The sequence below is a fragment of the Saccharopolyspora oryzae genome (genome assembly GCF_027853915.1).
GTDB classification, from domain to species: Bacteria; Actinomycetota; Actinomycetes; order Mycobacteriales; family Pseudonocardiaceae; genus Saccharopolyspora; species Saccharopolyspora oryzae.
Window position 1 is genome coordinate 1 of record NZ_JAQGLA010000067.1, and the last position, 25,458, is coordinate 25,458.

Sequence of the window (25,458 nt, forward strand, 5' to 3'; positions counted from 1 at the left end):
GGCTGCGGGATCCCGTTTTTATGTATGCCAATACACGGCAAACGGGCTGTCCTCGCCAGGCGACGTCTGAGAACCCGCGACGGTGCCGGTTGCCAGGGTGGGTTATTCGCCTCGCGGCGAATCAAAGGCAAGCTCAAGACCGAGGTCAGGGCCGGAGTGTGGGACCTCGAAGTTTTGGTGTCGTGAGTGCGGGTGGGCGCGGTTGCGCACTCACGACACCACCAGCACGGACCGCGGGGGCCGGGAGGTTCACCGCCCCCGAGAACGAAGAACGCCGCCTCCGGGATTCCGGAAGCGGCGTTCTCGTGCTCTTGGGGTCAGCCGCGCCAGGCGGTCTTCTTGCGGCGCAGGTCCACCAGCAGTCCGATGACCAGGACGATCGCGGTGATGACCAGGAAGTAGTCCTCGGTCTTGAAGTGGTCGCCGCCGCTGAGGATGCCCTGGTGGTTGCCGATCAGCATGACCAGGCACGCGAAGACGGAGAACCAACCGGCGAACTGGGTCGCCTTCGGGAACCCGCCGTGCCAGCCCCACTCGGCCGACGGCTCTTCGGCCGGGTCGACGGCCTGGCTGGGCTTCTTCTCCAGCTCGGTGCTCGCCACGTTCCCCTCCTGGTGCCACGCCCGGCCGCCCGGACCGGAAGATGATGCTCGAAGTGCGAACCGCCGATCGGCGATCCACACGCCCATCTTCGCACACGCCATCGATGCCCCGGCGCCCGCCCATCTACCCGCGAGCAGCGAAAAGGGTGTTGCGGAAGCGCCTTCCGCAACACCCCCCGGTGTGATCAGCCTCGCGATACCGCCTTGCGGCCGACGATCGCCCGGTAAACGCCCAGCACGATCAGCGATCCCACGACGGCCAGGATCCAGGTGCTCAGGGACCAGAACCGGTCGATGCCCACGCCGAAGATCCAGTTGCCGATCAGGCCGCCGACGAAGGCGCCGACCACTCCGAGCAGCATGGTGACGAGGATCCCGCCGCCGTCCTTGCCGGGCATGATCGCCTTGGCCAGCGCGCCCACGACGAGACCGAGAACGATCCATCCGATGATTCCCATGACCGACCTCCTCCGGTGCCGCGACCGATGCTCCTGATCGTGACCCCCGATCGTGATTTGTGCACCGCGAGCGACCTCCCCCTCGCTCCTTCGGGGACAATGGCGGTGATGCACGCCGACACCCCGAAACAGAGCGCGCCCGGCCCCCGCACCGTCCTGGTGCTCGGCTCGACCGGGTCCATTGGCAAACAGGCACTGGACGTGATCCGGGAGAACCCGGACCGGTTCCGGGTCGTGGGCCTGGCCGCGAGCGGCAGCGATCCGCTCGGCCTGGCCGCGCAAGCGATGGAGTTCCAGGTCCCGAACGTCGGGGTGGCCAAGGAGAGCGAAGTCGAGGGCGTCCAGCTCGCCATCCGGCACCACGCCGAGTCGCGGGGTCTGCTCTCCGAGATGCCGGACGTGCGGACCGGGCCGGACGTGGCGACCGACCTCATCGAGTCCGTCCCCGCCGACGTGATCATCAACGGCATCGACGGCTCCCGGGGCCTCAAGCCCACCCTGGCCGCGCTGGAGACCGGCTCCCAGCTGGCGCTGGCGAACAAGGAATCGCTGGTCGCGGGCGGTTCGCTGGTGCTGGACAAGGCCAAGCCCGGGCAGATCGTGCCGGTCGACTCCGAGCACTCCGCGCTGGCTCAGTGCCTGCTCGGCGCCGATCCCGACTCCGTCGAGAAGCTGGTGCTGACCGCCTCCGGCGGGCCCTTCCGCGGCCGCAAGCGCGAAGAGCTGGTCGACGTCACGGTGCAGCAGGCGCTCGCGCACCCGACCTGGTCGATGGGCAACGTGGTGACCATCAACTCGGCGACCCTGGTGAACAAGGGCCTGGAGCTGATCGAGGCGCACCTGCTGTTCGGCATCGGCTACGACCGCATCGACGTGACCGTCCACCCGCAGTCCATCGTGCACTCGATGGTCACCTACGTGGACGGTTCGACGATCGCCCAGGCCAGCCCGCCGAACATGCGGATCCCGATCGCGATGAGCCTGGAGTGGCCGCGCCGGGTGCCCGGGGCCGCCCCCGCGCTGGACTTCTCGAAGGCGCAGGAGTGGACCTTCGAACCGGTCGACGACGAGGCGTTCCCGGCGATCGAGCTGGCTCGCGCGGCCGGTTCCGGCGGCGGGTGCCTGCCCGCGATCTACAACGCGGCCAACGAAGAAGCGCTGGCGGCTTTCGTGCGAGGCCGACTCGGGTTCACCGGAATCGTGCAGACTGTGGGTGATGTGCTCGCCGGGGCCGACCAGTGGCGGTCCGAGCCGGCGAGCTTGGACGAGGTCTTCGCGGCCGAGGACTGGGCGCGGGCCAAGGCCAACGAACTGGTGGCCGCAGGGAAGGCGGAGTAGTAGATGCTGGTCGTCGTTGGCATCCTGATCTTCTTCTTCGGGCTGCTGTTCTCCATCGCGTGGCACGAGCTGGGCCACCTGGCGGCCGCGAAGCTGTTCGGGGTCAAGGTCACCCAGTACATGGTCGGCTTCGGCCGCACCATCTGGTCGCGCAAGAAGGGCGACACCGAGTACGGCGTCAAGCTGATCCCGTTCGGCGGCTACATCCGGATGATCGGGATGTTCCCGCCGAAGAAGGACGAGGAGTACGGGCGCACCGTCTCCTCCACCCCGATCCGGGCGATGATCGAGGACGCCCGGCAGATGTCCGCCGAGGAGATCACCCCCGAGGACGCGCACCGGCAGTTCTACCAGCGCAGCCCCTGGAAGCGGATCATCGTGATGATGGCCGGGCCGGTGATGAACCTCATCCTGGCGGTCGGCATCTTCGCCGCGATCCTGATGGGCCACGGCATCATGACCGCGACCACCACGGTCGCCTCGGTCAGCGAGTGCGTGCTGCCCGCCGACGCGCCGAACAAGGACGTCTGCCCGGCAGGCGCGAAGCCCTCCCCGGCCGCGGAGGCCGGGTTCCTCCCCGGCGACCGGATCCTCGAGTTCAACGGCAAGCCCTACACCACCTGGGAAGACCTGCAGCTGGCCATCCGCCAGTCGACCGGGCCGGTGCCGGTGGTCGTCGAGCGCCAGGGGCAGCAGGTCACGCTGACCCCGAGCCTGATGCAGAACCAGATGCCGAAGCTGAACTCGACCAGCGAGTACGAGACGGTCGGCTTCCTCGGGCTGACCCCGACGCAGGTGCTGGTCAAGCAGGACATCGGTGGCGTGGTCAGCACCATCGGCGGGTTCGTCAGCCTCACCGCGCAGAAGGTCATCGAGCTGCCGCAGCGGGTGCCGGACCTGGTGTCGGCCATCTTCGGCGGCGAGCGGCACGCGGACTCGCCGGTCGGCATCGTCGGTGCCAGCCGGTTGGGCGGCGAGGTGCTGGCCTCGGACAACATCGGCGTGGACGCCCGGATCATGCTGATGTTCAACCTGCTGGCCGGGGTGAACCTCTCGCTGTTCGTGTTCAACATGCTGCCGCTGCTGCCGCTGGACGGCGGTCACATCGCGGGTGCGCTGTGGGAGTCGATCCGGCGCGGCTTCGCCAAGCTGGTGCGGCGCCCGGACCCGGGCCCATTCGACACGGCGCGGCTGATGCCGCTGGCCTACGCGATCAGCCTGGTGTTCATCGCGTACTCGCTGCTGGTCCTAGTCGCCGACGTGGTGAACCCGGTCAAGCTCTTCTAGCGCGGCGTTACAGCTGGTCAGGTCCCGTGAGTCTTTTGGGCTGCTATGACGGCCCAAAAGACTCACGGGACCTTTTTCGCGTCCGGGAGGGGGGCGATTGGGCCCGGATGGGCGAGCGCGTGCGGTGGGGCAGAAGGTCGCTCAGCGGGGGTGATCGAGTTTCGGTCGGAGGCCCCCGGACTTGCGCGAACAGGTGACGAGCGAGGGGTGTCGCTGGGCTGAACGCGGCCTTGCCCGACCGAAACGATCACCCAACGTGATCTGGCGTACCCCCCACGACGTCCAGCCGGATGAAGGCTCGCCGGTATCGTGGTGCGCAGGCGGTGGCAGCCGCCGGAAGAACACCAGAAGAGGTGGAGAGGTTTCGATGACCGTCGATCTGGGCATGCCCGCGGCCCCTGCTCCGGTGCTCGCGGAGCGGCGCAAGACCAGGCAGTTGCAGGTCGGGGCGGTCGGAGTGGGCAGCGAGTCCCCCATCTCCGTGCAGAGCATGACCACGACCGTCACCGCGGACATCAACAGCACGCTGCAGCAGATCGCGGAGCTCACCGCGGCCGGCTGCGACATCGTGCGGGTGGCCTGCCCGAGCGCGGACGACGCCGAGGCGCTGCCCGCGATCGCGCAGAAGTCCAAGATCCCCGTCATCGCCGACATCCACTTCCAGCCGAAGTACGTCTTCGCGGCGATCGAGGCCGGCTGCGCCGCGGTGCGGGTGAACCCGGGCAACATCAAGAAGTTCGACGACAAGGTCAAGGAGATCGCGCAGGCCGCCAAGGACCACGGCACGCCGATCCGGATCGGCGTCAACGCCGGCTCGCTGGACCCGCGGCTGATGCAGAAGCACGGCAAGGCCACCCCGGAGGCGCTGGCCGAGTCGGCGCTGTGGGAGGCGAGCCTGTTCGCCGAACACGACTTCCACGACCTGAAGATCTCGGTGAAGCACAACGACCCGGTCGTGATGGTGCGCGCCTACGAGATCCTGGCCGAGCAGTGCGACTACCCGCTGCACCTCGGTGTGACCGAGGCCGGTCCGGCGTTCCAGGGCACGATCAAGTCCGCGGTCGCCTTCGGCGCGCTGCTGCGGCAGGGCATCGGCGACACCATCCGGGTCTCGCTGTCCGCGCCGCCGGTGGAGGAGATCAAGGTCGGCGCGCAGATCCTGCAGTCGCTGAACCTGCGCCCGCGCAAGCTGGAGATCGTCTCCTGCCCGTCCTGCGGTCGCGCGCAGGTCGACGTCTACAAGCTCGCCGACGAGGTGACCGCCGGCCTGGAGGGCATGGAGGTCCCGCTGCGCGTCGCGGTGATGGGCTGCGTCGTCAACGGGCCGGGCGAGGCCCGCGAGGCGGACCTGGGCGTGGCGTCGGGCAACGGCAAGGGCCAGATCTTCGTCAAGGGCGAGGTCATCAAGACCGTGCCCGAGCACAAGATCGTCGAGACGCTGATCGAAGAGGCCATGCGCATCGCCGAGGACATGGAGCCCGTCGACGGTGACGCTCCGACCGTCTCGGTCGGTTGAGTTCGCGAGATCGGCCGTCCCCGGTTCGGGGGCGGCCGATCGGCTGCGTCATGAGCGCTGTGCGTCAGGACGACCGGGTGTCGAGCTTTTCCGCCCACCGGGCTAGTCCGAATGGGTGAGCGCGAGATCTACGGGTGTGGTGCCCCGCCGCCAGGGGAGTTGCGCAGCCCGCGTTTCTGGCAGTCTTGGCGGGTGCTCAAGCTCGCCGGTGCACGGCTGTTGGAGGAACGGGACTCGGTGCTGGTCCGTTCCGTGCTGGACTCCGCTCCGGTCGCGGCCTGCATGGTCGCCGCGCGCGTCGAGGAGGCGGGCGTCCACCCGCTGCGCCTCGGCGGTGAGCTCTGGGGTTATGGCAGCAAGCTGACCGGCATGTGCTTCTCGGGCGCGAACCTGATCCCGCTGCGCGGCGGACCGGACGCGATGCGCGCTTTCGCCGACCGGGCGCTGCGCCGCCGCCGGATGTGCTCCTCGCTGGTCGGTCCGTCCGAGCAGGTGCTGGCGCTGTGGGACGAGGTCGCCGCGCAGTGGGGACCGGCGAGGGAGATCCGCGCCGACCAGCCGCTGATGGTGCTGGCGGAGGCGCCGCACGTCGTGCCGGACCCGCTGGTGCGCCAGGTCCGGCTGAACGAGCTGGAGACCTACCTGCCCGCGGCGATCGCGATGTTCACCGAAGAGGTGGGCGTGGATCCGTGCAGCGACGGCGGGGCGGCGAGCTACCGGGCTCGGGTGGCGGACCTGATCAACAGCGGCCGGGCGTTCGCCCGCTTCGAGGACGGCGAAGTCGTGTTCAAGGCCGAGATCGGCGCGCTGTCGCGGACCGTCGGCCAGATCCAGGGAGTCTGGGTGCACCCGGACCGGCGCAGCACCGGGCTGGGCACCGCCGGTACTGCTGCGGTCGCCGACCGCTTGGTGCGCGGCCTCGGTCGGACCGCGAGCCTGTACGTCAACGACTACAACGTCGCCGCGCGGCTGGCCTACGAGAAGGTCGGCTTCCGCCGCATCGGCTCGTTCAGCACGGTCCTGCTCTGACCTGCGGTTTGTCCACTGTGGAGCGGTGAACACGATGGGGTGAAGATCGTGGGATCTTTCACCGCCCCGACCGCCGGAGGCCGTCCCCGGCGACCGTCCGGACATGATCGACATCTGCGCGCCGGACGCCTTTGACCGGCGTCGTTGGTGCCCGATCCGGACCTGATCCCCACCTCGGAGCCCGGTGGAAAAGAGGGTGGACCTTTCAGGGGGTTTCGGCATACTCGCGGACATGGTTTCCACGCGGATCTTCGCCGGGCTCGCCGCTCTGCTGCTGGTGCCGTTGGCGTCCTGCAGCACCGGGCCGTCCGAGGAGGACGTCGCCACGTCCTTCGTGAACGCCGTGGCGGCCGGCGACGCGGCGGGTGCGGCCGACCAGACCGACAACCCCGGGCAGGCGAAGCAGGCGCTCGAGGCGCTGCACCGCAACCTGTCCCCGCAGGCCGCGCACGCGACGGTCCAGGGCGTCGCCGACGATCCGCAGGGCGTGCCGACCGCGAAGTTCGACATGTCCTGGGACTTCGGCGCGGGCAAGGTCTGGGAGTACCCCGGCGAGTTCGGGCTGGTCGAGGGCGAGCAGGGCTGGAAGGTCCGCTGGGCGCCGAGCGCGCTGCACCCGAAGCTCGGGCCGGGCCAGAGCCTGGCGTTCCGCGAGCAGCGCCCCGACCCGGCGCCGGTGCGCGACCGCGACGGCACCGAGGTGATGCGACCGGAGCAGCTGGTCACGGTCAGCCTGACCGCGAAGGACGCCGGGGACGTGCCGAAGGTGGCCGCCTCGCTGGCGAGCGCGCTGAGCACCATCGAACCGGAGATCACCCAGCAAACGATCATGGACGGCGTCGGCAAGACGCCGAAGGACCAGCCGTACGCGGTGGTCACCCTCCGGCAGGGCGACTACGAGAAGGTCAAGTCGCAGATCTACGAGCTGCCCGGGGTGAGCTTCCCGGCGAAGACGCGGCTGGTGGCCAGCGACCGCGGCTACGCCTCGCAGGTGCTGGCCGGGGTGGCCCGCAAGGCCGACGAGCAGGTCGAGGCCAACGCGGGTTGGCGGGTCGTCGCGGTCGACCAGGCGGGCAACGAGGCCGCCGAGCTGCACAGCGTCGCCGAGAAGCCGGTCCCGCCGATGACCGTGACCCTCGGCGACCGCACCCAGCGGGCCGCCGAGCAGGCGATCGACCAGATCCCGCAGGCGTCGATGCTGGTCGCCGTGCAGCCCTCCAGCGGTGAGGTGCTCGCGGTCGCGCAGAACGCCGCCGCCGACGCGGAAGGGCCGGTGGCGCTGTCCGGGCAGTACCCGCCCGGCTCGACGTTCAAGATGGTCACCGCGACCGCCGGGCTGGAAGCGGGCAAGGTCAACCGCGACACCCCGGTGGACTGCCCCGGCAAGAAGGTCTTCGACGGCCGGGTGCTGCCCAACGACGACGAGTTCGACCTCGGCAGGGTGCCGCTGCACATGGCCTTCGCCAAGTCCTGCAACACCACGTTCGCGCAGCTCGCGGTCGACCTGCCCGCGCAGGCGCTGACCGACACCGCGCACCAGTACGGCCTCGGCGTGGACTTCGACATGCCGGGCGCGACGACCATCACCGGCAAGGTGCCGCCGGGCGACAGCGTGGTGCAGCGCGCGGAGAACGGCATCGGCCAGGGCACGGTGCTGGCCAGCCCGTTCGGCATGGCGCTGGTGACCGCGTCGGTGGCCAACGGCCGGATGCCGGTGCCCACGCTGATCGAGGGCATGCCGACCAAGGCCAGCGACACCCCGCAGCCGCCGTCGCCGCAGGCCCTCGACCAGCTCCGGAGCATGATGCGCGAGGTCGTCACCGAGGGAACCGCGACCGGGCTGGCCAACTCCGGTGAGGTGCGGGGCAAGACCGGGACCGCCCAGTTCGGCGACGGCACCCACTCGCACGGCTGGTTCGTCGGCTACCGCGGCGACCTGGCGTTCGCGGTGCTGGTCACCGACGCGGGCAAGTCCGTCCCAGCGGTCGACGCGGCCAAGCGGTTCCTCGCGGCGAGCTGATTTCCTGTCTTTGAACTCGTTTTGCGTGGCGGTGCGGGTGGCGGAACCTCAGCGCCCGCCTGGACTGCGGGTGCCCGACTTTATGTATGCCAATACACGGCAGTCGGGCCGTCCTCGCCAGGCGAACGCTGAGAACCCGCGGCGGTGCCGGTTGCGAGGGTGGGCTATTCGCCTGGCGGCGAATCAAAGCAAAAGATCAAAAGCAGGTGTTGAGATCGCTTCACGTGTTCGGGTGATCACCGGTGGTGATCGACGTGCTACTTTGTAGCGCATGGAGCGGATCGGCGTGCGCGAACTGCGGCAGAACGCCAGCCGGTACCTGAGACGAGTCGCCGCCGGCGAGTCGATCCTGGTCACCGACCGGGGCCGCACCGTCGCGGTGCTTGCTCCGCCCACTCGTGACCAAGCCCTGTACGACGAGCTCGTCGCGGCCGGGGAGCTGGTGCCCGGCGATGGCGGCGAGCTGCCCGACCCGTTGCCCGCGGCGCCGACCCCGAGCGTCTCCGACCGGCTGCTGCGCAGACGTGAACAGGAGCGGTTTTGATCTACTTCGATTCCTCCGCGCTGATCAAGCTCATCGCCCCCGAACCGGAGAGCAAAGCGCTGAGCCAGTGGGTGCGCGAGCGCTGGGAGCACCCCAGGGTCACCAGCGCGCTGTCCAAGGTCGACGTGCTGCGGACCTTCCGCGAGATCGGCCCGCACGCGGTGGACCTGGCCTCGATCATCATCTCCAAGATCGACCACCTGCCGGTCAAGCAGGACGTGCTGGACGCGGCGAGCGAGCTGCAGGCCGGGGTCGGTCCGGTCGACGCGATCCACCTGGCCTCGGCCTGCAAGATCAAGGACGGCCTGGTGGCCTATCTCTCCTACGACCCGGCCCTGCTGGCCGCGGCGGAGGAAGCGGGACTGGCCACCGCATCACCAGGCGCGAACTGACCGGGCAGCCCCAGCCGCACCGCCGGAGCGGGTGATCCGGCGGTCACCGCCCGGAGTTCGGCGCCAGCAGCGCGGTTAGAGTGGGGGACATGCCGGTTCGAGCTCCGTTGCAGCCAGGCGTGCAGACGCCTCGCCGCCCAGTCCCCGCGCACATCGAGCGTCCCGAGTACGTCGACAAGCCGGCCCCCAAGCGCGGCACCGACCCCGACGTGCAGCCGCCCGAGGTCATCGAAGCGATGCGGGTCGCTGGCAAGCTCGCCGCGCAGGCGCTGGTCGAAGCGGGCAAGGCGGTGCAGCCCGGCGCGACCACCGACCAGGTCGACGCGGTCGTGCACGAGTTCTTCTGCGACCACGGCGTGTACCCGTCGACGCTCGGCTACCGGGGCTTCCCCAAGTCCTCCTGCACCTCGCTCAACGAGGTGATCTGCCACGGCATCCCGGACTCGACGGTCATCGAGGAAGGCGACATCGTCAACGTCGACGTGACCGGCTTCGTCGGCGGCGTGCACGGCGACACCAACGCGACCTTCATGGCGGGCGAGGTCTCCGAAGAGGTGCGCCTGCTGGTCGAGCGCACCCACGAGGCCCTGATGCGCGGCATCAAGGCGGCCAAGCCCGGCCGCCAGCTCAACGTGATCGGCCGCGTCATCGAGTCCTACGCCAAGCGCTTCGGCTACGGCGTGGTCCGCGACTTCACCGGCCACGGCATCGGCCGCTCCTTCCACAGCGGACTGGTGATCCTGCACTACGACGAGCCGTCGGTGCAGACCGTCCTCGAACCGGGCATGACCTTCACCATCGAGCCGATGATCACCCTCGGCACCCACGAGTACGACATGTGGGACGACGGCTGGACGGTCACCACCAAGGACAAGAGCTGGACGGCCCAGTTCGAGCACACGATCCTGATCACCGAAGACGGCAACGAGATCCTGACGCTGCCCTGATCGTCGGGGGAGGAGCGCTCGTCCTCCTCGGCTTGAACCGGAACTGCCCGGGTGGGCCACCGAACGGTGGCGCACCCGGGCAGTTCCAGCTGGTCCGCTAGCGGCTGGACCGGCGTTCTTCCTTCGCCTTGCGGCGGGCTTCCTTGATCGCGGCGTACCGCTGCCGCGACGCCTGGCGGGCTTCGCGCTCCGCCAGTTCCTTCCGCTTCTTCGCGGCTCGTTCTTCCGGGGTGCCGTGGATCTTCTCCCAGAACTTGCGCTGCTCGGCCTGGGAGAAGCTCCACACGACGGATGTGGCCAACATCCAGAGCGCGGGCGGCAGCAGGACGATGAACGAAACGACGGAGATCGTCGTGGTGAAACCGGTGGAGTAGCCCTCCGCCGGGGTGTACGTCCGCTTCTCCGTGTTGATGTTGCTGCGGCCGCCGCCGTAACCCCAGGTCAGCCGCTTCTCCTTGCCGATGTCATCGGGTGAGAAGAAGTTCATGTCCAGGGTCTGGGTCCAGGTGTTCCCCGTCTTGTCGTCCCGGATCGTGGCCGTGCAGCTCCAGTTGTGCCCGAAGCCGCGGCGCGTGATCGGCCCGGTGTCCTCGCAGGACTGCACGTAGGCCGTGCCGTTCGGGCGGTCGTGCTTCTCCGGGAACGAGAAGACGATCGTCAACCACGACAGGACGATGGTGGCCACGACGACGAACCCGCCGAGCATCTTCGCCAGCCGGATGGCGATGTTGTCCGACTTCCACACTCCGACCGCCTACTTCTGTTCCTCTTGGTTCTCCGCGGCGAGGTCCTTGCCGTCGTCCAGCGCGGCCGCACCCTTGGCCACCTCGTAGGTGGTCTTCGCGCGACCGCCGTCCGGGCCCATGTCGATGGTCGGCTTCTGCAGGAGGTCGCCCTGCGCCCACGGCTTGTACTCGGCGCCGCCCGCCTTGAAACCTGCCCAGGCGTCTTTGAGCCGACCGGTCGTCGAGCCCTGCAGGCCCTCCCCGAGCTCCTTCACGCCTTGACCGGTGACGGCCTTCTGGGCGTTGGGGTTGACGACGCTGGCGCTCGGCGCGTTGGCGAGGCCGCTGAAGAAGTCGTCGACCTTCGTCTTGAGCGACTGCCCGGCGGAGCCGAGCTTGTTCAGGACGTTGGACAGGTTCTTCAGGACGTCGGCGAGCTTGTCCATCCAGCCCTTGATCTTGCCCGCCCAGGTGATCGCGGTCTGGACGGCTTCGGCGATCATCCCGCCAGCGGCGATGCCCGCGGTGGCCACGGCCGCGGCACCCCACTTGAGGACGATGGAGATGATCTCGCCGATGGCCCCGGCGATGAGGTCGCGGACGATTCCGCGCACGGCCCCGACCACGACCCCCGCGCCGTCCACGGCGGCCTTCATGCCGTTGCAGGCCTCACCGAGCGCGTCGATGGTCTTGGCGGTGTCCTCGCCGAGGGTGCGGTAGGCGTCTCCGGCCTTGCCCTCCCACGCAGTGGTGCCCGCCGCGGATTGGCCGTACTCCTTGCCGGTTTCCTTGAGTTCCTTGCCGATGTTCTCCCAGGTGCTCGCCATGCCGCTGATGGCATCCGGGTTGCCCATCAGCGCGTCGAACGGCTCCCGCAGGAACGAGACGTTCTCCATCAGCCAGCCGACACCCCAGCTGGCCAGGGTGGCGAGCGGATCCGCGGCGAGGCCCACCGCATCGACGCCGGCGCCGAGGGCGTTCAGACCTGCGGAGTCCCAGTCGCCGTTCTGGATCGACTGGACGGTGCCGATGACGTTCTCGACGCCGCCGGCACCGCTGGCGGGGTTGGCGGTCCCCTTCGCCTCGGATTCCTTCGAGGATTCGTCGGCCGTGACGACGAGATCACTTTCCGAACTCAACGGTCACCCCCTTGATGAAGTCGCTGTTCTCCTGGTCGGTCCGCTCGTACTCGGCTGCGGTCTCGTCCAGCGCGGTTTTGATCGCTTCCAGCGCTTTTCCGCCGGTCTCGATGGCGGATTTGGTGATTTCGCCCTGGGCGGTGCACTGCATCGCCAGGAATTGGCCGAAGATGCCGAAGGCGTTGCTGTCCATCGTCGTTTGAGCTGCGCCGTGCGCTGCGTTCACGCGGTCGGCGAAGCCCCGGACCTGGTTGCTGTGCTCCTTGATCACCGGCACGTCGGCCTTGAAGCCGTCGCTCATCGCAGGAAGCTCCCGCCGTTGTCGTAGTCGTCGTCCTCGTCGGGTTGGGCCGGGCGCTTCGGAGCCTCGTCCGGGTCGGTCCCGTCGCCGGTGTAACCGTGCGGGAGGCTGCTCTTGACGAAGTCCAGCGCCGTGCCGTCACCGACGAACTGCTGCATGACCTCGACCATCTGGCCCGCTGCCTGGCGCTGGGCCTGGCGGACGCATTCCATGATCGTCGCCGCGACCTGGTCGGGCTTGGGGTGCGGGAAGTCGCGGCTGAACTCGATGTCCTCCAGCGCACCGCTGCTGTTGACCCGGACCGTGATCTGGCCGTCGCGGGACGTCGTGGTGGCGCCGAGTTGCGACAGTTCCGACTTCGCGCGGTCGGTGTCCTCCTTGAGCTGCTGCAGCTTGGTGTTGTACTGGGTCAGCCAATCGTCTGGATGCATCGTTCCCCTACTCGACGTGCCCGGGCGTTGCGGGAAGGGTAGAGGAGTGCTTCCGGAATTATGCGACTTCGCGGACATTTGCGCGGGCAATTGGGGCGATCAGGTAGGAAATACTCGTGAATGCGTTGTTGGTGGCTGGGACCACTTCTGATGCCGGGAAGAGCGTTGTCACCGCTGGGATTTGCCGGTGGTTGGCCCGGAGCGGGGCTCGGGTTGCTCCGTTCAAGGCGCAGAACATGTCCAACAACTCCGTCGTCACCGCTGATGGCGGCGAGATCGGGCGGGCTCAGGCCGTGCAGGCCGCGGCGTGCGGGCTCGAGCCCTCCGTGCGGTTCAACCCCGTGCTGCTCAAGCCGGGTAGCGATCGCAGTTCGCAGGTCGTCGTGCTCGGGCGGGTTTCCGGTGAGGTGACCGCGATGTCGTACCGGGCTCGCAAGGCCGCGCTGCTGGACACCGTCGTGTCCACATTGGAGGAACTGCGGGCCGAGTTCGACCACGTCATCTGCGAGGGGGCCGGTTCGCCCGCCGAGATCAACCTGCGGGCCAACGACATCGCGAACATGGGGCTGGCGCAGGCCGCTGGATTGCCGGCGCTGGTGGTCGGCGACATCGACCGGGGTGGCGTGTTCGCGCAGCTCTTCGGCACTCTCGCGCTGCTGGACGCGGCCGATCAGGCGCTGATCGGCGGGTTCGTGATCAACAAGTTCCGGGGGGATCCGGCGCTGCTGGAACCCGGGCTGGACCAGCTGCGGGCGTTGACCGGACGTCCGGTGCACGGTGTGCTGCCGTGGGCCGAGGACCTGTGGCTGGACGCCGAGGACTCGCTGTCCTACGCCGCGGACGGGGTGGTCGGACGGCCCGCTCCTCCGCGCGGTGAGCAGTGGTTGCGGGTCGCGGTCCCGCGGTTGCCGCGGATCTCCAACGCCACGGACGTCGAAGCGCTGGCCGCCGAGCCGGGTGTTTCGGTCCGGTTCGTCACCGAGCCCTCCCGGCTGGCCGACGCGGACCTGGTGGTGCTGCCCGGATCCAAGTCCACCGTCGCCGATCTGGCCTGGCTGCGCAGCAGCGGACTGGCCGACGCGATCCTCGCGCACGCCCGCGCGGGGCTGCCGGTGGCCGGGATCTGCGGCGGCTTCCAGATGCTGACCCGGCGCATCCACGACGAGGTCGAATCGGGCTCCGGCGCGGTCGACGGACTCGGGCTGCTGGACGTGGAGATCGAGTTCGAGATCCGGAAAACGCTGGCGAGGCCCAGCGGGAACGCGTTCGGCGAACCTGTTTCGGGCTACGAGATCCACCACGGCGCACCTCGCCGCCGCGGCGACCTCGAGCCGCTGGTCACCACGTCGGACGGGCAGCCAGAGGGCGGGATCGCCGAATCCGTGCTCGGCACGCACTGGCACGGGCTGTTCGAGAACGACGCCTTCCGGCGCGCGTTCCTGCGCTGGGCGGCGCGGCGTTCTGGGCGGGACGGCTTCGAACCGGCCGACGACACGGTGTTCGCCGACATCCGCGCCGGACAGCTCGACCTGCTCGGCGACCTGGTGGAGAAGCACCTGGACACCGATGCCCTGCGCCGGTTGCTGGACGGGGGAGTGCCCGCCGGGCTGCCGACGGTTCGCCACGGTCTGAACTGACACCGCGGCGGATCCGGGCCTTTCCGGTGTGACGCGGGTAACGTCGTCGGCATGGCTGCCGAGTTCAGCGTTGACGAAGCCCGCGAGCGGTTGGTCGAGCTCCTGGACCGCGCCGAGTCCGGGGAGGAAATCGTGATCACCCGGTTCGGCGCGCCGTCGGTCCAGCTGGTGCCGGCGCAAGGCCGATCAGGTGGCGGCTTCGCCGCCGGCGTGATCGCAGCTTCCTGGGTCGTGCCCGCCGGTGCGGAGGCCTTCGACGTCGGGACCGACTACTGGCCGGACCCCTCGGCCTGAATGCCTGTTGGTGGTCGTCTTGCTCGGGTGGTCGCTTAGCGGAACCTGAGTGCTTCCCTGGACTGCGGGTGCCCCTCCTGATGTATGCCCGATACACGGCGGAGGGGCCGTCCTCGCCAGGAAACCACTCAGAACCCGCCAATGGTTGCTTTGCTGGGGTGGCCCAAGCGGCTGCCGCCGCTTACTCAGGCGCGGACGGCTTCGCCGACAGATTCTCTGGGCTCATCTGGGCGAGCAGCTCGTCCAGGAACCCGCCCGCTTCTTCCGCTGCTCGCCGCGGGTCGCCGTCGCGCACCGCGGTGAGCAGTGCCGTGTGCGAGACGTGCTGCTCCGGCGGGATCTCCGGGTTGAAGGTGGTCGCCACGCTGGAGGTCACCGCCTCGTGGATCCCGGCGTAGAGCGAGATCAGCACCGGGTTGTGCGAGGCCGCGACCAGGCGCCGGTGGAACTCGGCGTCGGTGGTGATGACCGCTGCGCTGTCCCGGTCCTGCACGGCGGCGTCCCGCTGGCTGAGGCAGTCCGACATCTCCCGCAGGTCGCCCTCGGTGCGCGCCCGGGCGGCCAGCCGCGCGCCCTCGACCTCCAGCGCTCGCCGCACCTCCAGGACCTGCTGCAGCTCGGGTCCGCACAGCTTGCGGACGGCGCCGGAGATCTCGTTGGTCGCGCGCACGAACGTGCCATCGCCCTGCCGGACCTCGAGCAACCCCGCGTGGGAGAGCGCGCGCACCGCTTCGCGGACGGTGTTGCGCCCGACGCCGAGGGCTGCCACCAACTCGGCCTCCGGCGGGATCTTCTCGCCCAGCGGCCATTCCCCGGACGTCACGAGTTCGCGGATCTGGGCGATGACCTGATCGACCAGCCCGGTCCGCTTGGCGGTGACCAAAGGCACTGACAGGTCCTTTCGTCCAAACATCCTACGTTTGACATACTAGTCCGTGATGTCCACCGAGTCACGAACCCAGCCTGCCCCCGACCACGTGGCTGATCAGGATGCCACCCGACGCCCCGCCGACGTGCACCCGGACGCGCTCACGCGCGAGAACGACGGTGCCGCGGAAACGGTCGAACCGAACCGGCACCTCGCGGTGGCCGGCGGCGGCCTGCTGCTCGCCGGTGTGGCCCTCGCGGCGGCGAACATGCGCCCCGCGGTCACGAGCCTGGCGTCGGTGCTCGGTGAGGTGCGGGACTCGCTCGGCGCGTCCAGCACCTGGGCGAGCATCGTGACGTCCGTGCCCACGCTGTGCTTCGGCGTGGCGGGCATCGGTGCTCCGCTGCTGGCGCGGCGGATGGGCATCAACAAGGTCGTCGGCCTCTCGCTGGCCGTGCTGACCGCCGCGATGCTGCTGCGGACCGTCGGCGGCACGTGGACCGTGCTCGGCGGGACCGTGCTGGTGTGCGCGGCGATCGCGATGTGCAACGTGCTGATCCCGGTGGTGGTCAAGGAGTCGTTCCCGACCCGCGTCGGGATGGCGACCGCGCTCTACACGACTGCGATGGCCGCCGGCGGCTCGACCGGATCCGCGCTGACGCCGTACTTGAACTCGGCCACCGGCAGCTGGCGGCTCGCGCTGGCGACCTGGGCAGTGGTGGCGCTGGCCGCGCTGTGCGTGTGGGTTCCGGCGACCGCGCGCCGCTCGTCGGGGCGCCAGGTGACGGCGTCGTCCGGGCCGCGGCGCTCGCTGATGCGCAGCCCGCTGGCGTGGGTGATCACCGGGTACTTCGCGCTGCAGTCGCTGGTCGCCTACGTCGTGATGGGCTGGCTGCCCGAGGTGTTCAAGGGCGTCGGGATCGACGGCACCACCGCGGGCATGCTGCTCGGCCTGTTGCTGCTGGTCGGCGTGCCGATCAACATGATCCTGCCGCCGCTGGTGACCAAGACGCGCAGCCAGTCCGGCTGGGCGATCGGGCTGGCGGCGCTGACCATCACCGGCCTGCTCGGGCTGCTGCTCGCGCCGCTGACCATGCCGGTGGTGTGGGCGCTGCTGATCGGCATCGGCATGAGCGCGTTCCCGCTGGCGCTGGTGCTCATCTCGCTGCGCACGGCCAACGCCGCCGACACCGGCTCGCTGTCGGCGATGTCGCAGAGCATCGGCTACCTGATCGCGTCGTTCGGGCCGTTCCTGTTCGGCGTCCTGCACGACGTGACCGGCGCGTGGTCGGCCTCGCTGACGGTCCTGGTGGCGATCGTCGCGATCCAGTCGGTCTTCGGAGTCATCGCGGGCCGCCCCCGCCACGTCTGACCCCAGAACCCCGAAGGGCCCCTCCTGCCACTGGTAGGAGGGGCCCTTCGAGTTTCGAACTGGCTCGTCAGAAAGGCACTGGCGTCAGATCAAGCCGAGGCGGAGCATGGCGTCTGCGACGTTGGTGAAGCCGTTGATGTTGGCTCCGGCGACGTAGTTGCCGGGCATGCCGTACTCCTCCGCCGTGGCGTAGCAGCGTGCGTGGACGTCCTTCATGATCTGCTCGAGGCGCTGCTCGGTGAACTCGAAGCTCCAGCTCGCGCGGGACGCGTTCTGCTGCATCTCCAGCGCCGAGGTCGCCACGCCACCTGCGTTCGCCGCCTTGCCGGGGCCGAAGGCGACGCCCGCCTCCTGGAAGCTGCGCACCGCGTCCGGGGTGGTCGGCATGTTCGCGCCCTCGCCGACCGCCACGCAGCCGTTGGCGATCAAGGTCGCGGCGTCGTCGGCGTCGAGCTCGTTCTGGGTGGCCGAGGGCATCGCGACCTGGCAGGGAACCTCCCAGACGCTGCGGTCGGCGACGAACTTAGCGCCCGGCCGCCGCTCCACGTAGGCGCTGATCCGGGTCCGCTCGACCTCCTTGAGCTGCTTGACCAGCTCGACGTCGATGCCGTTCTCGTCGTGCACGTAACCGGAGGAGTCCGAGCAGGCGACCACGGTGCCGCCGAGCTGGTGGACCTTCTCCATCGTGTAGATCGCGACGTTGCCGGAGCCGGAGACCACGACCTGCTTGCCCTCGAAGGACTCGCCGCGCGCCGCCAGCATCTCCTGCACGAAGAAGGCGCAGCCGTAGCCGGTCGCCTCGGTGCGGACGCGGGCGCCGCCGAAGGACAGGTGCTTGCCGGTCAGCACGCCGGACTCGTAGCGGTTGGTGATCCGCTTGTACTGGCCGAACAGGTAGCCGACCTCGCGGCCGCCGACGCCGATGTCACCGGCCGGCACGTCGGTGTACTCACCGATGTGCCGGTGCAGCTCGGTCATGAAGCTCTGGCAGAACCGCATGATCTCGCGGTCCGAGCGGCCCTTGGGGTCGAAGTCGGCGCCGCCCTTGCCGCCGCCGATGGGCAGCCCGGTGAGGGCGTTCTTGAAGATCTGCTCGAAGCCGAGGAACTTCACGATGCCCTGGTACACCGACGGGTGGAAGCGCAGGCCGCCCTTGTACGGTCCGAGGGCGCTGTTGAACTCGACCCGGAAGCCGCGGTTGATGTGCACCTCGCCGCTGTCGTCCTCCCACGGCACGCGGAAGGTGATCTGGCGCTCCGGCTCGCAGATCCGCTCGATGATCTTCTGCTCGGCGTACTCGGGGTGCTTGTCGATAACCGGTCCGATGCTCTCCAGCACCTCGCGGACGGCCTGGTGGAACTCGGTTTCGCCGCGGTTGCGCTGGACCACGTTGTCGTAGACCGGCTCGAGACGTTCGTGAAGCACGGGGGTACTCCTTCGTTCGGCGCCACAGGATCGAGTTGCACCCCCAGGGCCAGAGCACAACTTTCGCTACAGCACACCCCCGCATCTGGAACGGATCAAGATGATGCCGGACACACCACGCGGGTGGCGGAATCCGCGCGGTGCGTCCGGATGATCAGTTCAGCGGCAGGTTGAGCAGCGCGTTCTCCACCAGTTCGGGCATGCCCGGGTGGATCCAGTACTGGCCGCGGGCCATGCGGCGGGCGTCCAGCCCGAACTCCATCGCCTGGATCAGCGGCTGGATCAGCGTCGGAGCCTGCGGGCCGATGATGTGCGCGCCGAGCAGCTGCCCGGTGTTCGGGTCGGCGAGCAGCTTGGCGAAGCCGGTGGTGTCCTCCATCGCCCAGCCGTAGGCGATGCCCGCGTAGTCCTGGGTGGAGGTCACGTACTCGACGCCGCGCTCCTGCGCCTGCTGCTCGGTCAGGCCGACCGAGGCGATCTGCGGCGAGGAGAACACCGCGTGCGGGACGAACCGGTGGTCGGACTCGATCGGTTCCGCCGGGTGCAGCAGGTTGTGCTGCACGACGCGCATCTCGTGGTTGGCGACGTGCTTGAGCTCGTAGTCGGAGCTGATGTCGCCCAGCGCCCACACGCCGTCGACCGAGGTCCGCTGGGTCGCGTCGACCTTGATCTTGCCGCCGTCGGTGAGCTCCAGACCGCCGCCGGCGGCGTCGAGCAGGTCGGTGTTGGGCACCCGGCCGACCGCGATCAGCAGTGCTTCGGCCTCGACCGCTTCGGCGCCGTCCGGGCCCTCCAGGTGCAGGCGGACCAGTTCGCCGTCCTGCTCGACGGAGATCTCCTTGCGGTGGAGCCGCAGGTCCCAGCTCCGGTCGGCGATCTCGGTGAACCGGGCCGAGACGTCGGTGTCCTCGCTGCGCAGCACCCGGCCGGAGCGGCCGATCATGGTGACCTCGACGCCGAGCGCGGAGAACACGTGCGCGAACTCGGCGCCGATGAACCCGGTGCCCATGATGATCATCCGGCGGGGCAGCCGGTCGAGCCGCATCACGGTGTCGCTGGTGTGGAAGTCGACCTGGTCGAGGCCGGGGATCTCCGGGATCGCCGGGCGCCCGCCGGCGGCCACCACGAACCGGTCCGCGGTGATCGTCTCCGGACCGCCCGCGGTCTGCACGGTCAGCTGCTTGACGCCGGTGAACCGGGCCTGGCCCTGGTACAGGGTGACGTTCTCGTTCTCCTCGGCGCGGTAGCGGCGACCGCCCGCGGAGATCGGGTCGATCCGGCCGAAGATCCGGTCCCGGATCTCGGCCCAGCGCACGCCCTGCAGCTCCAGGTCGACGCCGAGCTTCCTGCCGCTGCCGGGGGCGCCGGCGATGTCCGCGGTGTGCACGAACATCTTCGTCGGGATGCAGCCGACGTTCAGGCAGGTGCCGCCGTAGGCGTCGTTGGGGCCGATGCCCTTCTCGACGATGGCGACGTCCCAGTCGGCGAACCGGTCGTCGAGGATCGAGTTGCCGGAACCGGAACCGATGATCACTAGGTCGTAATGCCGCACTGGTCCATCCTGCCTCAGGTCGAGCGGGCCGCGGTCGGGGCGCGCTGGCTTCGTCTGGCGTCGATCACTTGCAACCCGGCCACCAGGCCGGTGATTCCGCGATGATCTCGGGTGACCGTCACACCGCACGCGTGCGCCGTGCACCACAGCATCCCCAGCACTGCATCCGGTGCACCGAGCACGACCGTGCACGTGCCTTGAGCTGCGGCGAGTCCGCCGATGCCGAGCGCCCAGCGCAGCAGCGCGGCGGTCTTCGGCCGGGTGGGCGCGCGGGCGCGCAGGCAGACCGCGTGCTGGCCGAGCGAATTGCCGCCGAGCAGCATCGGGATCAGCAGCACCACGGCGGGCGCGAACCACAGCGCCGACGCTTCCCACCAGGCGCCGGGGGAGGTGCCGGTCAGCCAGAGCACGAGCTCGGCGCCGCGAGCGCAGGCGATGCCCAGCCACCAGAGCAGGAGCAGGTCGCAGGCCATGCCCAGCAGTCGACGCGGTGCGGTCACCAGGCGCGGTGTCGCTGGTCGATCGCGGGCGGCGGTGGGCACGCGGCGCAGCAGCGGTGCGAGCAGACCGCCGAGCGCTGCGCCGGTGGTGTTGGCGATGACGTCGTCGACGTCGAACACCCGGTACGGGCACGGGTGCAGGAACCACATCCCGGTGAGCTGGGTCAGCTCGACGAACACCGAGACGGCGGCTCCGACCAGCGCAGCCGCGGCCGGTCCGCGGCGCAGCAGCGCACCGAGCGGGACGAACAGCGCGATGTTGCAGGCGAACTGCTCCACCATCAGCACGCTGCGGAAACTCGCGAAGGGCTGCCACTGCGGCTCGAAGCAGGTCTGGTCGTCGGCGAAGGGCAGCAGCACGTAGCTGGCCAGACCGACCGCGTAGAGCAGGGCGGCGAAGCGCAGCAGCGCGACGCCCGCGCGGAGCTCGCCGTGCCGCCGGTGCTCGGCGGCGACGAACGGCGCGAACGCCATCGCCGCCAGGCCGGTGGCGGCGAGCACGGCGAACGACGCGGGCAGCACGCTCATCCCGATCTCCTGACGTCCGAAGAACCCCCTGTAATAAAGAGGAGCGAGGGGCCGATTCAGATACATCTCGATCGAGTGATCGTCGAACGTGAAAGAGCCGTGCCCGCCTGGAATCCAGAGCGGGCACGGCTCTTTCGCAACTGCAGTTTCAATTGAAACTGCGCTCAGCCGTGCCCGGGCCCCGCAGTTTCAATTGAAACTGCGGATCTGGTCAGTGCTGGTAGGTGGGGGTGATGATCGCGCGGGCGAGGGTGTGGAACGCCAGGTTGAAGCTGATCACCGCGGGGCTGGCGGTGGCGTCCGGGCCGAGCTTGTCGGTGTCCACCGCGTGCACCACGAAGTAGTAGCGGTGCGGCCGGTCGCCGGGCGGCGGGGCGGCGCCGCCGAAGGCCTGCTCGCCGAAGTCGTTGGCCACGTGGAAGGACCCGGCCGGGATGCCTTCACCGCTGCGGTTGCCCGCGTCGGTGGCCAGCTCGGTCACGTCGGCCGGGATGTCGGCCAGCACCCAGTGCCAGAAGCCGCCCGGGATCGGCGCGTCCGGGTCGAAGCAGGTGACCACGAAGCTCTTCGTGGCCTCCGAGAAGCCCGACCAGCGCAGGTGCGGCGAGTGGTTCTGCCCACCGGCACCCATCCCGTCGAAGGCGTGGGCCTGCGGCATCTGCTGCCCGTCGGCCACGTCGTCGGAGACGACGTCGAAGCTCGGGACCGCGGGGAGCAGCGAATACGGATCGGGGTCGATCGGGCGCTCCAGACTCATGCGAGCAACCTCCATTCCTGGGGACTTCAGGGCGATCAAGGGTCAGCCTAAAGAACCTTCCCGCGACCGGGCGAGCGGCCGGATCCCAGCGCCTCACCCGGTCGCGGGCAGTGGTATTGCGCTACGTGCAATGGCGGTGGGTATTTCGCACAGATCTCGATAGGGTGTGCGCGACGTCGTGGCGGAACGAGGAGGCGGACTTGGCCGAGCCTGGCCCCGAGGTGCTGTGCTTGGGGGAGACGATGTCGCTGGTGTCCCCGGCGTCCCCGGTTCCCCTGGAGGAGGCCCCGGTCTTCACGCTCTCCGCAGGTGGGGCCGAGTCCAACGTCGCCATCCACCTGGCCGCGCTGGGGCACCGCGTCGGCTGGGCGAGCCGGGTCGGGGACGACCCGCTGGGCCGCCGGATCGTCGCGACCATCGCCGGAGCCGGCGTGGACACCGACCTGGTCGAGGTGCGCTCGGACGCGCCCACCGGCGTCTACTTCAAGGACCCGACTCCGGACGGCACGCGGGTGCACTACTACCGCGCCGGGTCCGCGGCGTCCACGATGGACGAGGACTTCCTGCCGGACGACCTGCTCGACGGTCCGGAGCTGCTGCACATCTCCGGGATCACGCCCGCGCTCTCGGCGAGCTGCGACCGGCTGATCCGCCACCTGCTCAGCCGCGACCGCGACGTCCGGATCACCTTCGACGTGAACTACCGCCCGGCCCTGTGGCCGGTCGAGCAGGCCGGTCCGACGCTGCGCGAGCTCGCCCAGCTCGCCGACACCGTGTTCGTCGGACTGGACGAGGCGACCGCGCTCTGGGGCGTCGAAACCCCCGAGGACGTGCGGAAACTGCTGAACCGGCCGAGCGTCGTCGTGGTCAAGGACGGCGCCAACGCCGCATACGCGCTGGGCGCCGAGACGGTGGTCGTGCCCGCGCCGAAGGTCGAGGTCGTCGAGCCGGTCGGAGCGGGCGACGCTTTCGCCGCCGGATTCATCTCCGGTGTGCTGCGCGGTGCGGACGTCACGCGCTGCTTGCGGCTCGGGCACGTCCTGGCCGCGCACAGCCTGCTCAGCACCGAGGACCACACCGCGTCGCCGGACCGCGCGGACCTGGAGCGGTGGCTCGACTGCGACGAAACCGGTTGGAACGCCTTGAGCTTCGGCGGTGAGCGGTGATCGGTTTCGACGAGCTGTTCACCGGACCGGTCAAGGCGTTCCCTGCGGCAGAACTCGGTGCTGGCTGGTTCAAGGCGGTGCGCGGCCCGTTCCCCGGTCTGCGGATGGTCGCCACCGGCGGGATGAACGCGCGCAACGCGGCGGAGTTCCTGTCGGCGGGGGCGGCCGTGGTCGCCGTCGGATCGGCGTTGGAGGATGCCGATCAGCTGCCCGCGCTGGCCGGGTTGGTCGAACGTTCCCGAATGGAGAAGTCGTGAAGGTCCACGTTGGTCCGGTCGCCCTGCCCGAACTGGAGGCGGCTGTCGTCGCGGCCGGTGCCGAGCTCAGCTCCGCCGCCGACGCCAGCGCGCTGGTCTGGTTCGGCGGGTCGCCCGAGCAGTTCGCCGAGCTCGACCACCCGGCGCTGGAGTGGGTGCAGCTGCCCTCGGCAGGGATCGAGTCCTGGGTGTCGGCCGACGTGCTGCGCGACGGCGTGACGTTCACCTCGGCAGCGGGCACCTACGCGCAGACCGTCGCCGAGCACACCTTGGGCCTGATGCTGGCCGGAGCGCGCCAGATGCACCAGATGGCGCGGGAAACCAGCTGGTCGAAGCCGGAAGAGCAGCGCAGCGTTTTCGGTTCCACCGTCGGCATCATCGGCGCCGGTGGCATCGGCCGGGCGCTGATCGACCTGCTGCGGCCGTTCGGGGTGCGCGTGCTGGCGGTGAACCGGTCCGGCAAGCCCGTCGACGGTGCGGCCGCGACCTGGCGCTCCGATGACGCTGAGGGCGTTGCAGAGCTGCTCGCCGAGTCGGACTTCGTGATCATCGCCGCGCCGGCCACGGCCGAGACCTCGAAGCTGATCGACGCCGCGGCGCTGTCCCGGATGAAGCCCGGATCGTGGCTGGTCAACGTGGCTCGCGGGTCCCTGGTCGACACCGACGCGCTGGTCGAGGCGCTGGATGCGGGGCGCATCGGCGGCGCGGCGCTGGACGTCACGGACCCGGAGCCGCTGCCCGACGGCCACCCGCTGTTCCAGCACCCGCGGGCGATCATCTCGCCGCACGCGGCGAATCCCCAGTCGCTGCTGATCCCGGCGCTGGCCCGCCGGGTCGAGGAGAACGTCCGCCGCCGTATCGCCGGTGAGCCGCTGCTCGGTCTCGTGGACCGCACCGCCGGCTACTGATCGCGAGTCGTTCCAGCAGGTCGTCTCGTGCGGGCGCGGTGCCCGACCGCGCCCGCACGCCTGGTATGTCCATTCTGGACTCGGCCCCGCCGCGTCGGACCCGCATTGCGGGCTTCTCGATCGGAATTGGGGAACTAATCGGAGTATTGACAATCGTCCGGTGTCATGAGTGCGAATACGCATTTTCCGGCGGTGGAAGAACCTTGGGTATTTCAGTCCTTTTTGGACAGTGCGCGTAAGTCGATCGAGTGGAAAATTGCGGTGTTTTCCACTCGAACGGGTTGCGCTCATTGCTGCTTCTGTATCCAACAGCGGGTCGTGATCCTCTTTCTAATGGACACTTCAATCGAGCCGGAGGCGGCAGGTCGAAACGCGACGTGCCGGAAGGCTCCGGGGGAGGAGGCACGACATGGCGGACACACGGAGCCGGGTGTGGTCGGTGGCCGGGCTGCTGGCAGCGGCGACCCTGTCGTCGGGACTGCTGACCGCAGCGGCCGAGGCGGCGGAGTCCGGGACCGCGTCGACAGCGGCACCCCCCATCGTCGGGGGACAGCAGGCCAAGATCACCGACTACCCGTGGGTGGTGTACCTGACCGACACGCAGGGCAACCAGTTCTGCGGTGGCACGGTCGCCAAGGCCAACAAGATCATCACCGCGGCGCACTGCGTCAGCGGGGAGAAACCGGAGTCGGTCCAGGTCGTCGCCGGCCGGGAGGACAAGCAGCAGAACGACGGCGCGGTCGTCAAGGTGAGCGGGATCTGGGTCAACCCGAACTACCAGGACGCCAACACCGGTGCGGACGTCGCGGTGCTCACGCTCGCCCAGGACCTGCAGCAGCAGCCGCTGGCGGTGGCGTCCAAGGACGACACGGCGCTCTACGCTGCGGGCAAGACGGCCACCACGCTCGGCTGGGGGGCCACCGCCGAAGGCGGCCAGGCATCGCAAACCCTGCAGAAGGCGGACGTCCCGCTGACCAGCGATGACGACTGCAAGAAGGCGTACTCGCAGTACAACGCGGAAGCCATGGTGTGCGCCGGGTTCCCGCAGGGCGGCGTGGACGCCTGCCAGGGCGACTCGGGCGGACCGCTGGTGGTGGAGAACAAGCTGGTGGGCATCGTCTCCACCGGCAACGGCTGCGCACGGCCCAACGCACCGGGCATCTACACCCGCGTGGCCACCTACCACGACGAGGTCCAGAAGCAGCTGGATTCCTGATCCAGCGAAGAGACTCGGCCGGGGCGTAGCGGGAGCGCCCCGGCCGAGTCGTGTTCAGGCTTAAGGGGTTTCCAGGCTCGTTTTGCGTGGCGGTGCGGGTGGCGGAACCTCAGAGGCTTTCTCGCTGCGGGATCCCGCTTTTATGTATGACCAATACACGGCAAACGGGCTGTCCTCGCGAGAAAGCCTCTGAGAACCCGCGGCGGTGCCGGTTGCGTGCGTGGGTTATGCGCCTGCGGCGCATCAAAG

26 protein-coding genes are annotated in these 25,458 nt (G+C 69.4%); 15 read left to right on the top strand and 11 right to left on the bottom strand.

Features of this window, described 5'->3' with window-relative positions:
• Positions 1–317: 317 nt before the first annotated feature.
• Positions 318–602 carry a DUF2631 domain-containing protein gene (locus OU415_RS28540; protein WP_270952425.1) on the bottom strand — a complete coding sequence of 95 codons (285 nt, stop codon included), beginning with the start codon at positions 600–602 and terminating at the stop codon, positions 318–320.
• Positions 603–787: 185 nt separating this feature from the next.
• A complete protein-coding gene (locus tag OU415_RS28545) occupies positions 788–1,060 on the bottom strand; it encodes a GlsB/YeaQ/YmgE family stress response membrane protein (RefSeq protein ID WP_270952427.1) in 273 nt (90 codons plus the stop codon).
• Between the two features lie 99 nt (positions 1,061–1,159).
• Between OU415_RS28545 and dxr the strand changes: the two genes are divergently transcribed.
• The 8 genes from dxr (at position 1,160) to map (ending at position 10,133) form a co-directional block, all read left to right on the top strand.
• Positions 1,160–2,398, top strand: coding sequence for a 1-deoxy-D-xylulose-5-phosphate reductoisomerase (gene dxr / locus OU415_RS28550; protein WP_270952428.1), 1,239 nt, complete (start codon positions 1,160–1,162; stop codon positions 2,396–2,398).
• Positions 2,399–2,401: 3 nt separating this feature from the next.
• Positions 2,402–3,685 (top strand): M50 family metallopeptidase, encoded by a 1,284-nt coding sequence (locus tag OU415_RS28555; protein ID WP_270952429.1) that lies wholly within the window; start codon positions 2,402–2,404, stop codon positions 3,683–3,685.
• 367 nt (positions 3,686–4,052) lie between these two features.
• A complete protein-coding gene (gene ispG / locus OU415_RS28560; RefSeq protein WP_270952430.1) occupies positions 4,053–5,201 on the top strand; it encodes a flavodoxin-dependent (E)-4-hydroxy-3-methylbut-2-enyl-diphosphate synthase in 1,149 nt (382 codons plus the stop codon).
• 192 nt (positions 5,202–5,393) lie between these two features.
• Entirely contained in the window at positions 5,394–6,230 is an 837-nt protein-coding gene (locus OU415_RS28565; RefSeq protein WP_270952476.1) for a GNAT family N-acetyltransferase, read from the top strand.
• A gap of 232 nt (positions 6,231–6,462) precedes the next feature.
• The gene (locus OU415_RS28570; RefSeq protein WP_270952432.1) at positions 6,463–8,250 is read left to right on the top strand and encodes a penicillin-binding transpeptidase domain-containing protein; all 1,788 of its coding nucleotides are present in this window, start codon (positions 6,463–6,465) and stop codon (positions 8,248–8,250) included.
• A gap of 271 nt (positions 8,251–8,521) precedes the next feature.
• Positions 8,522–8,794 (top strand): type II toxin-antitoxin system Phd/YefM family antitoxin, encoded by a 273-nt coding sequence (locus OU415_RS28575; protein ID WP_270952434.1) that lies wholly within the window; start codon positions 8,522–8,524, stop codon positions 8,792–8,794.
• Positions 8,791–9,186 carry a type II toxin-antitoxin system VapC family toxin gene (locus OU415_RS28580; protein ID WP_270952435.1) on the top strand — a complete coding sequence of 132 codons (396 nt, stop codon included), beginning with the start codon at positions 8,791–8,793 and terminating at the stop codon, positions 9,184–9,186. Before OU415_RS28575 ends, OU415_RS28580 begins: the two co-directional genes overlap by 4 nt.
• An 89-nt stretch (positions 9,187–9,275) precedes the next feature.
• Positions 9,276–10,133 (top strand): type I methionyl aminopeptidase, encoded by an 858-nt coding sequence (map, locus tag OU415_RS28585; protein WP_270952437.1) that lies wholly within the window; start codon positions 9,276–9,278, stop codon positions 10,131–10,133.
• A 97-nt stretch (positions 10,134–10,230) separates the two neighbouring features.
• Here map and OU415_RS28590 read toward each other — a convergent pair whose 3' ends face one another.
• The 4 genes from OU415_RS28590 to OU415_RS28605 are packed head-to-tail and all read right to left on the bottom strand — an operon-like array spanning position 10,231 to position 12,729.
• The gene (locus OU415_RS28590; RefSeq protein ID WP_270952439.1) at positions 10,231–10,878 is read right to left on the bottom strand and encodes a DUF6346 domain-containing protein; all 648 of its coding nucleotides are present in this window, start codon (positions 10,876–10,878) and stop codon (positions 10,231–10,233) included.
• A gap of 9 nt (positions 10,879–10,887) precedes the next feature.
• Positions 10,888–11,997 (bottom strand): WXG100 family type VII secretion target, encoded by a 1,110-nt coding sequence (locus OU415_RS28595; protein ID WP_270952440.1) that lies wholly within the window; start codon positions 11,995–11,997, stop codon positions 10,888–10,890.
• A complete protein-coding gene (locus tag OU415_RS28600; RefSeq protein WP_270952441.1) occupies positions 11,981–12,298 on the bottom strand; it encodes a type VII secretion target in 318 nt (105 codons plus the stop codon). Before OU415_RS28600 ends, OU415_RS28595 begins: the two co-directional genes overlap by 17 nt.
• Entirely contained in the window at positions 12,295–12,729 is a 435-nt protein-coding gene (locus OU415_RS28605) for a YbaB/EbfC family nucleoid-associated protein (protein WP_270952442.1), read from the bottom strand. The genes OU415_RS28600 and OU415_RS28605 overlap by 4 nt, the downstream gene beginning before the upstream one ends.
• Positions 12,730–12,845: 116 nt before the next feature.
• Here OU415_RS28605 and OU415_RS28610 point away from each other — a divergent pair, with 116 nt between their 5' ends.
• A complete protein-coding gene (locus tag OU415_RS28610) occupies positions 12,846–14,366 on the top strand; it encodes a cobyric acid synthase (RefSeq protein ID WP_270952445.1) in 1,521 nt (506 codons plus the stop codon).
• A gap of 51 nt (positions 14,367–14,417) precedes the next feature.
• Positions 14,418–14,660 (top strand): type II toxin-antitoxin system Phd/YefM family antitoxin, encoded by a 243-nt coding sequence (locus OU415_RS28615; protein WP_270952446.1) that lies wholly within the window; start codon positions 14,418–14,420, stop codon positions 14,658–14,660.
• 181 nt (positions 14,661–14,841) lie between these two features.
• On the opposite strand, the gene OU415_RS28620 is transcribed toward OU415_RS28615, so the two are convergent.
• On the bottom strand, positions 14,842–15,549 hold the full coding sequence (locus tag OU415_RS28620) for a FadR/GntR family transcriptional regulator (RefSeq protein ID WP_270952447.1): 708 nt from the start codon (positions 15,547–15,549) through the stop codon (positions 14,842–14,844).
• Positions 15,550–15,637: 88 nt separating this feature from the next.
• Here OU415_RS28620 and OU415_RS28625 point away from each other — a divergent pair, with 88 nt between their 5' ends.
• On the top strand, positions 15,638–16,900 hold the full coding sequence (locus OU415_RS28625; RefSeq protein ID WP_270952448.1) for a CynX/NimT family MFS transporter: 1,263 nt from the start codon (positions 15,638–15,640) through the stop codon (positions 16,898–16,900).
• Between the two features lie 84 nt (positions 16,901–16,984).
• Here the strand turns inward: OU415_RS28625 and gdhA are convergent, their stop codons facing one another.
• From gdhA to OU415_RS28645, 4 genes are all read right to left on the bottom strand, one after another.
• Positions 16,985–18,325, bottom strand: coding sequence for an NADP-specific glutamate dehydrogenase (gdhA, locus tag OU415_RS28630; protein WP_270952449.1), 1,341 nt, complete (start codon positions 18,323–18,325; stop codon positions 16,985–16,987).
• Between the two features lie 154 nt (positions 18,326–18,479).
• Positions 18,480–19,877, bottom strand: a complete 1,398-nt coding sequence (locus tag OU415_RS28635; protein ID WP_270952450.1) for a mycothione reductase — start codon at positions 19,875–19,877, stop codon at positions 18,480–18,482.
• A 14-nt stretch (positions 19,878–19,891) separates the two neighbouring features.
• Complete coding sequence (locus tag OU415_RS28640) at positions 19,892–20,905, bottom strand: VanZ family protein (RefSeq protein WP_270952451.1); 1,014 nt, start codon at positions 20,903–20,905, stop codon at positions 19,892–19,894.
• Between the two features lie 211 nt (positions 20,906–21,116).
• Positions 21,117–21,662, bottom strand: a complete 546-nt coding sequence (locus OU415_RS28645) for a YbhB/YbcL family Raf kinase inhibitor-like protein (protein ID WP_270952452.1) — start codon at positions 21,660–21,662, stop codon at positions 21,117–21,119.
• Between the two features lie 200 nt (positions 21,663–21,862).
• On the opposite strand from OU415_RS28645, the gene OU415_RS28650 reads away from it, so the two are divergent.
• The 4 genes from OU415_RS28650 to OU415_RS28665 all read left to right on the top strand — a co-directional run bounded on the left by OU415_RS28650 (position 21,863) and on the right by OU415_RS28665 (position 25,209).
• A complete protein-coding gene (locus tag OU415_RS28650) occupies positions 21,863–22,828 on the top strand; it encodes a sugar kinase (protein WP_270952453.1) in 966 nt (321 codons plus the stop codon).
• Positions 22,825–23,085 carry a beta/alpha barrel domain-containing protein gene (locus OU415_RS28655; RefSeq protein WP_270952454.1) on the top strand — a complete coding sequence of 87 codons (261 nt, stop codon included), beginning with the start codon at positions 22,825–22,827 and terminating at the stop codon, positions 23,083–23,085. The genes OU415_RS28650 and OU415_RS28655 overlap by 4 nt, the downstream gene beginning before the upstream one ends.
• Entirely contained in the window at positions 23,082–23,993 is a 912-nt protein-coding gene (locus tag OU415_RS28660; protein ID WP_270952455.1) for a D-isomer specific 2-hydroxyacid dehydrogenase family protein, read from the top strand. Before OU415_RS28655 ends, OU415_RS28660 begins: the two co-directional genes overlap by 4 nt.
• A gap of 409 nt (positions 23,994–24,402) precedes the next feature.
• Positions 24,403–25,209 (top strand): S1 family peptidase, encoded by an 807-nt coding sequence (locus tag OU415_RS28665; RefSeq protein ID WP_270952456.1) that lies wholly within the window; start codon positions 24,403–24,405, stop codon positions 25,207–25,209.
• Positions 25,210–25,458 lie beyond the last annotated feature (249 nt).